General features: G+C 71.2%; 12 protein-coding genes and 1 tRNA gene. 10 read left to right on the top strand and 3 right to left on the bottom strand.

What is annotated here, in order from left to right:
• Positions 1 to 2: 2 nt before the first annotated feature.
• The 3 genes from ACTFAP_RS13655 (at position 3) to ACTFAP_RS13645 (ending at position 2,473) form a co-directional block, all read left to right on the top strand.
• On the top strand, positions 3 to 617 hold the full coding sequence (locus ACTFAP_RS13655; protein ID WP_500469238.1) for an HNH endonuclease: 615 nt from the start codon (positions 3 to 5) through the stop codon (positions 615 to 617).
• A gap of 152 nt (positions 618 to 769) precedes the next feature.
• Positions 770 to 1,087: a helix-turn-helix transcriptional regulator gene (locus ACTFAP_RS13650; protein WP_500469237.1), complete on the top strand. Its 318-nt coding sequence runs from the start codon at positions 770 to 772 to the stop codon at positions 1,085 to 1,087.
• 150 nt (positions 1,088 to 1,237) lie between these two features.
• Positions 1,238 to 2,473: a tyrosine-type recombinase/integrase gene (locus ACTFAP_RS13645; RefSeq protein WP_500469236.1), complete on the top strand. Its 1,236-nt coding sequence runs from the start codon at positions 1,238 to 1,240 to the stop codon at positions 2,471 to 2,473.
• An 87-nt stretch (positions 2,474 to 2,560) separates the two neighbouring features.
• Here ACTFAP_RS13645 and ACTFAP_RS13640 read toward each other — a convergent pair whose 3' ends face one another.
• From ACTFAP_RS13640 to ACTFAP_RS13630, 3 genes are all read right to left on the bottom strand, one after another.
• The gene (locus ACTFAP_RS13640; RefSeq protein WP_500469234.1) at positions 2,561 to 3,538 is read right to left on the bottom strand and encodes a DUF5926 family protein; all 978 of its coding nucleotides are present in this window, start codon (positions 3,536 to 3,538) and stop codon (positions 2,561 to 2,563) included.
• Between the two features lie 83 nt (positions 3,539 to 3,621).
• Positions 3,622 to 4,050 (bottom strand): ATP-binding protein, encoded by a 429-nt coding sequence (locus tag ACTFAP_RS13635; RefSeq protein WP_390117999.1) that lies wholly within the window; start codon positions 4,048 to 4,050, stop codon positions 3,622 to 3,624.
• Between the two features lie 142 nt (positions 4,051 to 4,192).
• The gene (locus ACTFAP_RS13630) at positions 4,193 to 4,981 is read right to left on the bottom strand and encodes a glycerophosphodiester phosphodiesterase (RefSeq protein ID WP_400011492.1); all 789 of its coding nucleotides are present in this window, start codon (positions 4,979 to 4,981) and stop codon (positions 4,193 to 4,195) included.
• 110 nt (positions 4,982 to 5,091) lie between these two features.
• Between ACTFAP_RS13630 and ACTFAP_RS13625 the strand changes: the two genes are divergently transcribed.
• From ACTFAP_RS13625 to ACTFAP_RS13595, 7 genes are all read left to right on the top strand, one after another.
• The gene (locus ACTFAP_RS13625) at positions 5,092 to 6,525 is read left to right on the top strand and encodes a S1C family serine protease (protein WP_500469232.1); all 1,434 of its coding nucleotides are present in this window, start codon (positions 5,092 to 5,094) and stop codon (positions 6,523 to 6,525) included.
• A gap of 59 nt (positions 6,526 to 6,584) precedes the next feature.
• Positions 6,585 to 6,671: transfer RNA gene (locus tag ACTFAP_RS13620), tRNA-Ser, on the top strand.
• A gap of 1,315 nt (positions 6,672 to 7,986) precedes the next feature.
• Positions 7,987 to 8,559, top strand: coding sequence for a sigma-70 family RNA polymerase sigma factor (locus ACTFAP_RS13615; RefSeq protein WP_500469231.1), 573 nt, complete (start codon positions 7,987 to 7,989; stop codon positions 8,557 to 8,559).
• Positions 8,534 to 9,259: a hypothetical protein gene (locus ACTFAP_RS13610; protein WP_500469229.1), complete on the top strand. Its 726-nt coding sequence runs from the start codon at positions 8,534 to 8,536 to the stop codon at positions 9,257 to 9,259. Before ACTFAP_RS13615 ends, ACTFAP_RS13610 begins: the two co-directional genes overlap by 26 nt.
• Positions 9,260 to 9,420: 161 nt before the next feature.
• Positions 9,421 to 9,741 carry a hypothetical protein gene (locus ACTFAP_RS13605; protein ID WP_390118007.1) on the top strand — a complete coding sequence of 107 codons (321 nt, stop codon included), beginning with the start codon at positions 9,421 to 9,423 and terminating at the stop codon, positions 9,739 to 9,741.
• A 341-nt stretch (positions 9,742 to 10,082) separates the two neighbouring features.
• On the top strand, positions 10,083 to 10,628 hold the full coding sequence (locus ACTFAP_RS13600) for a SigE family RNA polymerase sigma factor (protein WP_030732344.1): 546 nt from the start codon (positions 10,083 to 10,085) through the stop codon (positions 10,626 to 10,628).
• 133 nt (positions 10,629 to 10,761) lie between these two features.
• Entirely contained in the window at positions 10,762 to 12,429 is a 1,668-nt protein-coding gene (locus ACTFAP_RS13595) for a long-chain fatty acid--CoA ligase (protein ID WP_500469228.1), read from the top strand.
• Positions 12,430 to 12,496: the final 67 nt, after the last annotated feature.

Below are 12,496 nucleotides of genomic sequence, written 5' to 3'. Positions count from 1 at the left end.
GCATGGAGCGGACCACGAAACCGCGCCTGAAGGGCTCCATCCGCCGGGACATCCTCGCGCACCTGGTGGAGCGTGACGGGGCCCACTGCCACTACTGCCGGGTGCCGTTCGGCCCGGACATGGCCGGGGCCACCCTGGACCACTACATCCCGCACTGCCTGTGGCCGATGAACAAGCCCCGGAACCTGGTGATCGCCTGTGATCCCTGCAACCAGGCCAAGGGCAGCGCGCTGCCCTGGACTCTGGTCTGGGTGCTGCTGAACACCCCGGGCGTCCTCATCAACGCCGTACGGCCCGTCCACGTCGACAACCACAAGGTGTTCACGCCGCCGCTCCACAAGCCCACCGAGGACCTTCCCGGCCCGGTCCGGGCGCCCGGGGTGGACACCCCCGGCGTCCAGGTGAACACCCCCCTCGTTCAGGTGCACACCACGAGTGTCCACCCGGTGTTCACGCCCCCTCCCGGGCCCCCGCCGGCCGACCCCGACACCGAACGCGCGGAAGCCGCCCGCCTGGGCATTCTCCTCACCCGACCGCAGGCGAACACCACACCCGTCCACCCCCCGACCGCACCCGACTCCCCGCACCCCGTGTGGGCCCTGGAGGTGGCCGCGTGAACACCCCAACGAGCACCGTGAACGCCGATGGGAGCGCGGTGAACGCCGCTGAACACCCGCCGGTCGGGGTGTCCAGTCGGGTCAAGTGGTCGCCCTCTGACCGGCCCGGACGCCCGCCTCTGAAGGCGACCGGTCCGGGGGCCGTGAACGCGGTGAACACCCGACTGAACACCGCTGAACACCCCCGAGTCGGGGCGACCGGTCGGGGTGTCCAGTCGGGGGCCGACCGGTCCGCCGCCCGTCGTCGGCCGGGCAACCAGTCGCCCGCCCCGGCGAACCAGCTCCCCGCCCAGTACCTCACCCCCGAAGACCTCGTGCACCTTCTCCAGCTCCCCAGCGTCCAGACGGTCTACCGCTGGAGCAAGACCCGCACCGGGCCGCCCGTGATCCGAATCGGCAAGCACCTGCGCTACCACCCCGACGCCGTACACGCCTGGGTCGCATCCCTCACCGAGTACAACGCCGCCTGAACCACTCACCGCTTGTCGCTTGTCGCCCCGCCCGCGAACACCTGGGGCGGGGCGCCGCAGGGCGCACGAAAACGCCTTCTGACCTGCAAGGCGACAAGCGACAAGCGACAAGACAAGCGACAAGCCACACGACAAGGGGAACATCCGCCGATGGCAGGCCACATCCAAGACCGCTGGTTCAAAGACGAGAAGCAGAACGACGGCACCACCAAACGCGTCAAGACCGACCGCCACGGCACCGGCCTGCGCTACCGCGCCCGCTACATCGGCCCCGACGGCACCGAGAAGAGCAAGAGCTTCCCCGACCGCAAGCGCCGTGAGGCCGAACAGTGGCTCGACCACACCCGTACCGACATGGAACGCGGCCAGTACATCGACCCCAAGAACGCCCGCACCACCTTCCAGCAGTACGCCGAACAGTGGCTCGCGTCGCAGACCACGGACATCGTGACCCGTGACGCGGTAGAGAGCCGCCTGCGGTTGCACGTCTTCCCCTACATCGGCTCTCGTCCGCTCGGGTCTTTCCAGCCTGCCCATATGCGGAAGTGGATCCGTGACATCGAAGACGCCGGTATCCCCGGCTCATACGGCCACGTGATCTATGGCAATGTCCGGGCCGTTCTGTCCGCCGCCGTGGACGACGGCTACCTGAGTCGCAACCCGTGCGCCGCCCAATCCGTACGGCCGCCGACTGCTGACGCCAAGCGAGTTGTCCCATGGCTGCCGGAACGCGTCTTCGCCGTCCGGGCCGCGCTCCCACCGCCCTACCGGGCTATGACGGACGTGGCCGGCGGATGCGGGCTCAGGCAGGGGGAAGTCTTCGGCCTGGCAACGGACGCGCTGAGTTTCGAGTCGGACACCTTGCACGTGGTCCGACAGGTGAAGCTCATCCGAGGAAAGCCGGTGTTCGCGCCGCCGAAGTGCGACAAAGAACGAGACGTGCCGCTCCCTGCCGCCGTGGCGGCGAGTCTCCGGGCCCACATGAAGGAGTACACGCCCATGAGCGTCACTCTGCCGTGGAAGCGGCTTGACGGGCCGCCGGTTACGGCCCGGCTGGTGTTCACCACACCGGGCGGGGGCAACGTCCGGCGGGGCGACTTCAACAAGCTGGCATGGAAGCCCGCTCTCGTGGCCGCAGGCGTCATCCCCGCGCCTCGGGAGGGTGAACGTCCGGCGGCGGCCCGGGAACACGGCATGCACGCGCTCAGGCACTTCTACGCGTCGGTGCTGCTCGACGGTGGCGAGAACATCAAGGCGGTGAGTGAGTACCTGGGTCATGCCGATACCTCGATGACACTGCGGGTGTATGCCCACCTGATGCCGAGCAGCCGCGAACGGACGCGCCGGGTCATCAGCGGGGTGTTCGAGCAGTTCAGGGCAGGCTGACGGCCCACAGACGGCCCACGAGGGGCGACAGAAGCCCCCGGCAGGCGGGAGACCGCAGGTCGGGGGCTTCTCTGTGCTCTATCGCGCCTAGTTCAGGGTGATCTGACGGTTCGTGAGGCCGCTGCGGGCCTTGCGCTCCTCGGGGGTGAGCGGGGTGGTCGCGGCCAGCGCCTCGGCCAGCCGCTCGCCGAACGCGGTGGCCGGCTTCTCGCACTCCTCGGCCCCGAAGGCGCTGGGCAGGTCCCACACCGGCACGGTCAGCCCGTGGGCCCGGAAGGAACCCACCAGACGGGTGTCCTCGCCCAGGGAGGACGCGCCGGCGGCGTGCAGCCGGGCGAGCGCGTCCAGCAGCTGGTCCTCGGGGTGCGGCATGACCCACCGCAGGTGGTTCTTGTCGGGGGTGCGGCACCAGTACGCGGCGTCCACACCGGTCAGCCGGGTGGTGGGCACGGCGGCGGCGTTGGCGCGCTCCAGGGAGGCGGCTACCTCGCCGGTGGCGGACTCGGCGTCGTCCAGCCAGAACTCGAAGCCGCTGTGCACCTCGGGCACGAACGGGGCGGACAGGTCCAGCAGGTCCTGGAGCCGGGGCCCGCCGGAGGTGGTGCGGGCGGCGGCCACCGGGCTGCCGGGGGTGGTGGCCAGCGCGCGGGTGAGCACATCGGCGAGGTCGCGGGAGAGGTCGCCGGTGGCGGTGTCGTTCTGCAGGCCGAGCAGCACGGCGCCGTCGTCGCGGCGCAGCGCGGGCCAGGCCATCGGCAGCACGGTGGCCAGGGTGAGCGCCGGGACGTCCTGCGGCAGGCCCTCGCGCAGGGTCAGCGGCACGGTGGCGGCGGGCACCAGCTCACGCAGCGCGACCCAGTCGCACTCGCCGGGCAGGCCCTCGAAGGGGCGGCGGACCAGCTCGGTGGCGGCCTGGGCGGCGGCGCGGCCGTGGCAGGCCTTGTAGCGGCGTCCCGAGCCGCACGGGCACGGCTCGCGCGCGCCGACGACGGGGATCTCGCCGTCGGTGAGCTGCGGCGTGGCCGCGGCGCTGGGCTGGGTACGGGGGCGGCGCTTCTTGGCCATGCGGACGGCTCTCCTGCGTGTGTCGCGTACTCCTACGGCTTCGCCGCGAGCTTAGTGGCTCCGCGCGGGCCGCCCGCCGCCCCTCAGCGCGGGTCCAGCACCACCCACACCGTCACCGCGCCGGACGGATCGGCGTCGTGCACGCCCCAGGCGCGGGCGAGCGAGGTGATGATGGTGAGCCCGCGGCCGCCGCGCGCCGTGACGGACGGGGAGCCGGCGCGTGGCCGGGTCGGCCCGCCACCGTCCGTGACCGAGATGGTGATCTCACCGTCGGCGTCCTGGGACCAGGACGCCCGGACATGGCGGCCTTCGTTCAGTGGCCGTGCATGTCGATATGCATTACTGAGCAGTTCGGAAAGGATCAATACCGCATCGTCGATGACCGATTCCCTGGCACCATTTTCCAGCAATTCCGATCGCATACGCCGTCGTGCCGTCCCCACGCCACCGGGGCCATGGGGGACCGACATGGACGACGACGTCGGTACCTGCTGAGTTACCACCAACGCCACCCCCGAGACCTCCTTTGCCCCACGCCAAGAAGGGGATGCCCCCGGGGCGGAAAGCGGAAACCGGCCGTGCCCCATCCGTTGACGTATTCGTAATGATCGGATACGAAGCGAATGCGCCGGTGCACTCCCTGTCAGGCTTTGGTCAACCCATGCGCCTCAGCTGGTCACGCACCGTACGCGGCCGGTTGGTGATGATCGCGTCGACCCCGAGCCGCGCGCACAGCTCGACGTCCGCAGGGTCGTCCACCGTCCACACGTGCACCCGGTGACCGGCGCGGTGCGCCCGTTCCACATAACCGGGATCACGGCGCAGGATCCGGATGCCGGGGCCGGCGATCGAGGCGGCGGCGGGCAGCCGGCCGGTGCGGTTCCTGGGCAGCAGGAACTGCATCAGGAAGACGGTGGGCAGCTGTGGGGCGGCCTTGCGCACCCGGTGCAGCGAACGGGCGGAGAAGGACATGACGCGGACCTGGCCCGGCAGCGGATGCGCGTCCAGCAGTTCCAGCAGCCGCTCCTCGACCCGCCCCGCCCAGCGGGTGGGGTGCTTGGTCTCGATGGCGAGCCCGATCGGCCGGCCGGCGTCCGCGACCAGCCGCAGCAGACGTTCCAGGGTGAGCACCGTGGTCCGCTCGGGATCGGCGGCGTCGGGCGCCTCGGCACCGCCGGAGGGCGTCATCCAGGAGCCGAAGTCCAGCTCGTTCAGCTGCGCCAGCTCCAGGGTGGACACGGCGCCGCGGCCGTTGGAGGTGCGGTTGACCCGCCGGTCGTGCACACACACCAGATGGCCGTCCGCCGTCAGCCGGACATCGCATTCCAGCGCGTCCGCGCCGTCCTCGATGGCCTGCCGGTAGGCGGCCAGGGTGTGCTCGGGGGCGTCCTCGGAGGAGCCCCGGTGCGCGATCACCTGAATCCGGTGGGGTGCGGGTTCCATCGGCTCATCCTGTCATGCACCGGGTTTACGTCCCGCTGACAGACACTGGGGAAGACTTCCCGCACTGCCCCGCACCACCCCCGACCGCTCGTGCACCCGAGGAGACAGCTGTGAGCACCGAGAAGGAGGGCCTGGCCCAGCCGGAGGAGCGGCCCACCCCGGCCCCGGCGGCGGTCACGCCGGAGGAGCCCCCGGCCGCGCCCGCGACGGCGCCCGTCCCCGTGCCGCCGGCCGCCCCGGGCCCGCCGCCCGCCCCCGTGGCGCCGCCGACCGCGCCGATCCCGACCGTGACGGGCGCGCAGGCGCCGCCGGCGCCCGCCGGTCCGCCGCCGGGCGCGTTCGGCGGTCCGGTCGGCCCGCCGGTGGGTCCCCCGGCGGGTCCGCCCGATGTCCCGTGGACGGCGTTCGGGGGCGCCCCGCCGCCCAAGAAGCGGCGCACCGGCCTGATCGCGGCCGTGATCGCCGCGACACTGCTGGCGGGCGGCGTCGGCGGTGGTGTCGGCTACCTGGTGGCGGACGGCGACTCGGCCACCACCAGTACGGCGGCATCCGGCTCGGGCACCGGCGAGGGCACCTCCGCGCGCCCACCGGAGTCGGTGGCCGGGATAGCGGAAGCGGCACTGCCCAGCGTGGTGACGATCGAGGCGCAGAGCACCACCGAGAGCGGCACCGGCACCGGCTTCGTCTACGACGAGCAGGGCCACATCCTCACCAACAACCACGTCGTGGCCTCGGCCGCCGACGGGGGCACCCTGACGGTCACCTTCTCGGACGGCACCAGCTACGAGGCGGAGGTCGTGGGCCGCGCCGAGGGGTACGACGTGGCGGTGCTGCGCCTGCTGGACGCGGGGGACCGCGACCTGGTGCCGCTGCCGGTGGGCGACTCGGACGCGGTGGCGGTGGGCGACGCCACGATCGCCATCGGCGCCCCGTTCGGCCTGTCCGGAACGGTCACCACCGGCATCGTGAGCGCCAAGAACCGCCCAGTGGCCTCCAGCGACGGCCAGGGCGGCAGCGCCTCCTACATGAGCGCGCTGCAGACCGACGCCTCGATCAACCCGGGCAACTCCGGAGGCCCGCTGCTGAACGGCGACGGCGAGGTCATCGGCGTCAACTCGGCGATCCAGTCCACCCCCGGAAGTGGGATGGGCCAGAGCCAGGCGGGCAGCATCGGTCTCGGATTCGCGATCCCGATCAACCAGGCGCAGCGCGTCGCGCAGGATCTGATCGACAACGGTCAGCCGGTGTACGCGATCATCGGCGCCTCGGTGGAGACGCGCGGCGACACCCTGGGCGCCAAGATCTCGGACGCCGACGCCGCGGGCACCGACGCGGTCACCCCGGGCGGCCCGGCCGCCGAGGCCGGCCTGCAGCCGGGCGATGTGATCACCCGCTTCGGCGACCGGGTGATCGACAGCGGTCCGACGCTGATCAGCGAGATCTGGGCGTACGAACCGGGCGACACCGTCCCGGTGACGTACCAGCGCGGCGGCCAGGAGCACACGGCCGACATCGTGCTGGGCGAGCGGGTGGGCGACGCGTAGCACCGTCCCACCCACCGCGAGCCGTTACCCTTACTCCTGCCGTCCCGACGGACGGCAGGGGAGACTTGCCCGAGCGGCCTAAGGGAACGGTCTTGAAAACCGTCGTGGCAGCGATGTCACCGTGGGTTCAAATCCCACAGTCTCCGCAGCACGGCTGACCGCCGACCCCGAGGGGGTGTCCGGACCCCGGACACCCCCTCCGTCACGTCCGGTGCGACATCGCAGTGGGCCGATGTCCCAGCTGGGTGCCTGCCTTCCTGTGGCGGCGGGGTGGAGAGGGACACTCCCGCGCGGTGCAAAGGATCGGGCTGTGCATGGGGGGCATCCGCGGTCGGGATGCGACGCGGGATGGTCACCTGACGTTGCCACAGGGTGTCGCATACGATGTGGCCAAGGCGCTTGGTCAAGCTGATTGACAAGCTGATTGACAAGCAGCTTGGCCACGGAAGCGGGACCGTGCGCCGGTCGCGGCGATGGAGCTTCGCCGTCCGGGAAGGGGCACCGAGCGCGCATGTCCAGGCGTCGGCGCGCTGCCCAGGAGCACGGGTGATGGTTCATGCAAAAGAGGCTCTTGGGTGCTCAGAGCTCTCGCACGAAAGGGCCTGCCCCCGGTAGCCGCCGAGGACAGGCCCAGTGCGAGATGCGGGTGGGCCCGGCCGATTACATCGCGGTCGGGCCCACCCTACGGTGGCCCGTCGGCCGGTCCTTCACCTCGAAGCCCACGCTCAGCGAGCGAACGCCTCGATGCAGCTCGCGACGGCAGAGACAGCGCCCAGCGCGGAAACGGTCACCACCGCCCAGACCGGCCAATGGGGCCGCTGCGGGGGCGTGCACCGCTGCCGCTGTCGCCGCGCTCGTGCCATCAACATCACCTCCTTCCCGGCTCCCGGAGGAGACCCCTGCCGACTGTCGCGCCAGGGGCGTTCAGTGCGGGCTCAGGAGGTGATGTGACGTCACCCTACCTGTCTGGCAAAGGTCTTGGTTTCGTCCGGAGGGGTACCCCGTTTCCTGTGGCCGACCGGCCGTCGGACCGCTATTGGGGCCGTCACGACCGGCTCCGTCGGCAAGTGGCGGCGGTAGGGTAGGGGTTGCCTGCCACTGGCGCAGGTCAGGAAGCTGGGCTTGCTCGGCGGAATGCGTGGTCGTGAGGACCGTCGGGGTGGCGATGCCGTCCCCGGTCCACGGGCCACCGTTCTCGCCAGGGGTGCCGCGGAGTCCGGAACGACGCGTTTCCGTACGGCGGTGCCCCTCGACGTATGCCCGGGAATGATCGTTTCGGGTAGTCGGAACGCTTCATTCCGTAAGTTTTCTGGTCTTGATGATGCACGATGGGGTCCCGTTGTTCGTTGCGAGGGGCAGAGGGCGCACAACGTGTCTTCGCCGCGCACGACTTGAGAGGACCTGTGGGTCTGTGATCCCGCGTCACACTCCCGCCGCCCTACGCGCCCAGGAGGGGTACCGGTGACCGAAGCATCTCGCGCCCCGTTGGCGGGGGTGGTGCCCTTGCCCGCGGACCTCCGGGCGTTCCACCAGCTGTACCGGCCCGCCTATGTGCGCTGGGCCGAGCTGTACCTGGGGGAACGTCCCGGTGCCGAGGACGTGGTGGACGCCGCCTTCGAGCAGCTCGCCGAGGACTGGGGCGAGGCGCTGCGGCTGGACAGCCCCGCCGGGTACGCCTGGGCCATCCTCAGGAGCCGCACGCTGGACGCCGCCCGCGCCCGCGGCCGCCGGCCCGTGGTGATGGACACCGCCGCCTTCGAGACCGCCGCCCTGCGGGACGCCGTGGACCCGGTCGGCGAACTGGAGGAGAGCCTCAGCATCTACCAGGCGATCCGGGAGCTGCCGGAACGGCAGCATGATGTGATCGTCCTGTTGTACTGCCTTGGCTACGGTGTCCAGGAGACGGCCGATGTGCTGGGCATCAGCGTGCCCGGGGTCCGTTCCACCGCCCGCTACGCCAGGCGGCGGCTGAAGGAAGCACTCGGCCTCGACCGGGAAGGAGGCAGCGGTGACCTCACCGATCTCGCCGATTGACCGGATGCTCGCCAAGGCCACTCTCACGGCCCGGCCCTACACCGAGGCCGAGCTGGACGCCGCCGAACTGCGGCTGGCCGCGCGCATCACCCACCGTGTGCTGTTCGGTGCCCTGCACTTCGACGACGAGATCCGTTCGGTACGGGGCGAGGCGCTGCCGCCGCGCCGGGTGCAGATCGACGCCGAGGCCGCCGGGCATCTGGAGATTCTGTGCCGCACCGTCATCGAACGGGAGGGCGCGCTCCAGCACATGTCCGCTTTTCTGGGCCGGCGTATTCCGCACCCGGACGGGGCGCGGGTGCTGGGCTGTGTGCTCCAGCTCGCCGGTCGCGAGGACAGCGCCCGGTTCTGGTGGCAGTTCGCTGCGGGCGCGGGGGACGGTGCCGCCGCCTATTGCCTGTATCTGCACCACCTCACCCTCGGAGAGGTGTGGGAGGCGCAGTTGTGGCGCGGCCAGGCCGCCGAGTGTTCCGGCGAGGCCGCGGACGCCGGTGAGAGCACCGAGAGCGGCGGCGCCACCACTGACCTGGTGCTGCGCGTGCTGGGCCTGCTGCGCGGCAACCACTGCTGTCTGACGGACGTGGCCAGCGCCGTCCTGCGGTATGTGCCGGACGCCGTACATTTCGTCGACGAAATCGAACTGCCGCTTCCCGCCGTCGATTTCGCCCAGAGAATCGAAGAACTGACCACCTCTGCCTGAGGTGGGTTCAGCCTTTCGTGTCGGCTGAAGACGTTTATCGCGACCTCTTCATTCGTGCGAGGGAATGACCCGGTGGAGTGCGAATGACCGGAGTGGGGTTGGGCAACTCTGCTTCCGCGACGTCGTGCTCAACAACCACTTCGGTTCACTGGAGGAATTCCATGGCAAGCATCCGCACCGCCCGTGTCATCGCTGCCGCCGCCTCGGTCCCGCTGGCGGTAGGTCTGCTCGGTGGCACCGCCCACGCGCTGGTAGGCGACAGTGGCGCCCTGGCGGGTCTCGCCTCCGACGCGACCGCCATCAGCACCGTCGGCAGCGGGGTGGCCGGCATCAACACCGGCAACTCCGGCACCATCCAGCAGGGTGCCACCGGAACCGGAGCGACCAACCAGAGCAACGCCGCCCAGGTGAAGGACGCGGCCTTCGTGGCGATCGACCAGGACACCACGAACTTCCAGGTCATCTTCACCCCCCTGTGGTGAACCGTCGGGCCCACTGAGCCCACCCCACCGGGGTGCGTCATCAGAGGGTGACCGGGCAGGGGCAGGCCGTGCGGCCGTACCGGAAGGTACGGCCGCACGGTCATGTCTGTGGTGGTGTCTGCGGTCGTGTCTCCGGTCACGTGTGCTCGCGGACGGTCTTGGACGGTCGCGGACGATCATCCCGATCACCAGGGAGATCCCTGAGGACCCCTGAGGAGACGTGCACCGCTCCTCCACCCCTGGGAGGTGTCACCAGGACCACCTCTACTCCCTGGGGGGGATACCTCATCGCGACCTGTGGCCGATCCGGTGAGGGGGTGCCCCCGCCTACGTTGGTTTCCATGACCACGCCCAGGACGGCCCAGTCGGGGACGCCGCTGACCTTCACCTCCTACGTGCAGGCACGCGGCCCCGTGCTGCTGCGTACGGCCCGCTCGCTGACCGCCAACCCCAGCGATGCCGAGGACCTGCTCCAGACCGCGCTGACCAAGACGTACGTGGCGTGGGAGAACATCGAGGACCACCGCGCCTTGGACGGCTACGTCCGGCGCGCCCTCGTGAACACCCGCACCTCGCAGTGGCGCAAGCGCCGCGTCGACGAGTACGCGGTGGACGAGCTGCCCGAGCCCGACCCGCTGCCCGAGCCCGACCCGGCCGAGCAGCAGGCGATACGCGAGGCCATGTGGCAGGCCGTGCGCAAGCTGCCCGAGCGGCAGCGCGCCATGGTCGTCCTGCGGTACTACGAAGACATGAGTGAGGCCGCCACCGCCGAACTCCTCGGGGTGTCGGTCGGCACCGTCAAGAGCGCCGTCTCCCGGGCGCTGGCCAAGCTGCGCGAGGACACCGAGCTGGTGGCGGTCACCCGCCCCCAGGTCCTCGCCGCCTGATCCGGCCTGCGTGACCCGGGCCGGGAACCCCGCGCGGACAGCGCGTCCCGCACACCCTCCTGACAGATCGCGTCCGCACTGTCAGACTGCCGAGGCATCATGGTGTTACTCAGAGTGACCTCGGGAGGCTCCGGTGTTCAGCACGATGCAGGACGTACCGCTCACCGTCACACGCATACTGCGCCACGGGCAGCGCATCCACGGCGGTTCCCGGGTGATCACCTGGACCGGTGACCCGGCCACGACCCGGCGCCGCACCTACGCCGAGATCGGCGCCCGCGCCGCTCAGCTGGCCCACGGTCTGCGGGAGCTGGGCGTCCGCCCCGGGCAGCCCGCCGCCACCCTGATGTGGAACAACGCGGAGCACGTCGAGGCGTACTTCGCGATCCCCGCCATGGGCTCCGTCCTCCATACCCTCAACCTGCGGCTCCCCGCCCACCAGCTGAGCTTCATCATCCAGCACGCGGACGACCGCGTGATCATCGTGAACGGCTCGGTCCTGCCGCTGCTCGCGCCCCTGCTCCCCGCCCTCGACCGGGTCGAGCACATCGTGGTCAGCGGCCCCGGCGACACCTCACTCCTGGACGGCACCCGGGCCCGCGTCCACGACTACGAGGACCTGCTCGCCGGCCGCCCCACCACGTACCCGTGGCCCGACCTGGACGAACGCGCCGCCGCAGCCCTGTGCTACACCTCCGGCACCACCGGTGACCCCAGCGGCATCGTCTACTCGCACCGTTCCATCTACCTGCACTCCATGCAGGTCAACATGGCCGAGTCGATGGCCTTCACCGCCGGTGACGTGTCCCTGGCCGTGGTCCCGCAGTTCCACGTGCTCTCCTGGGGCCTGCCGCACGCCGCCCTGCTCTCCGGCTTCAGCCTGCTGATGCCCGACCGGTTCCTCCAGCCGGGGCCCCTCGCCGACATGATCGCCGCCGAACGCCCCCGGCACGCCGCCGCCGTGCCCACCCTCTTCCAGGCCCTCGTCCACGAACTCGCCGAACGCCCCCGCGACATCTCCGCCCTCGAATCCGTCACCATCGGCGGCTCCGCCTGCCCCGAGAGCCTGATGCGCACCCTCGACGAGCGGTACGGCGTACGCGTCGCCCACGCCTGGGGCATGACCGAGACCTCCCCCCTGGGCACCACCTCCCAGCCGCCGCCCGGCCTCACCCCCGAGGAGGAGTGGCCCTACCGGCTCAGCCAGGGCCGCTTCCCGGCCGGCGTCGAGGCCCGCCTGATCGGCCCGGACGGCGCCGAGATGCCCTGGGACGGCACCGCGGCGGGCGAGCTGGAGGTGCGCGGCCCCTGGATCGCCGGCGGCTACTACGGCGGCGCCGACGCCACCGGCCCCGAGCGCCCCGCCGACCGCTTCAGCCCGGACGGCTGGCTGCGCACCGGCGACGTCGGCACCATCACCCCCGACGGCTACCTCAGCCTCACCGACCGCGCCAAGGACGTGATCAAGTCGGGCGGCGAGTGGATCTCCTCCGTGGAGCTGGAAGGGCTGCTGATGGGCCACCCGGAGGTACGGGAGGCGGCCGTGGTCGCCGTGCCCGACGAACGGTGGGGCGAACGCCCGCTCGCCTGCGTCGTCCCTGTCACCACCGGCGAGGTGGACTACGCCGCGCTGCGCGCCTTCCTCGGCGAACGGCTCGCCCGCTGGCAGCTCCCCGAACACTGGACGACCATCGAGGAGGTCCCCAAGACCAGCGTCGGCAAGTACGACAAGAAGGTGCTGCGAGCCCGCCACGCGGCGGGCGACCTGACGGTCACCACCCTCGACCCGGTCCCCCGCTAACCGCGCCCGGCTCCGCGTCCGGCCGGCCGCGCCCCCGCCCGCCACACGGCGTGCGGAGGCGCGGGCC

Source organism: Streptomyces sp. PH9007 (assembly GCF_059813725.1).
Note: the sequence above shows the minus strand (reverse complement) of the source record. Positions and strands in the feature narration are given on the sequence as shown.

Excerpts from the sequence above, each read along its gene's own strand:
- ACTFAP_RS13655 (WP_500469238.1), top strand. The coding sequence starts at position 3 with ATGGAGCGGACCACGAAACCGCGCCTGAAGGGCTCCATCCGCCGGGAC.
- ACTFAP_RS13645 (WP_500469236.1), top strand. The coding sequence starts at position 1,238 with ATGGCAGGCCACATCCAAGACCGCTGGTTCAAAGACGAGAAGCAGAAC.
- ACTFAP_RS13640 (WP_500469234.1), bottom strand. The coding sequence starts at position 3,538 with ATGGCCAAGAAGCGCCGCCCCCGTACCCAGCCCAGCGCCGCGGCCACG.
- ACTFAP_RS13630 (WP_400011492.1), bottom strand. The coding sequence starts at position 4,981 with ATGGAACCCGCACCCCACCGGATTCAGGTGATCGCGCACCGGGGCTCC.
- ACTFAP_RS13605 (WP_390118007.1), top strand. The coding sequence starts at position 9,421 with ATGGCAAGCATCCGCACCGCCCGTGTCATCGCTGCCGCCGCCTCGGTC.
- ACTFAP_RS13600 (WP_030732344.1), top strand. The coding sequence starts at position 10,083 with ATGACCACGCCCAGGACGGCCCAGTCGGGGACGCCGCTGACCTTCACC.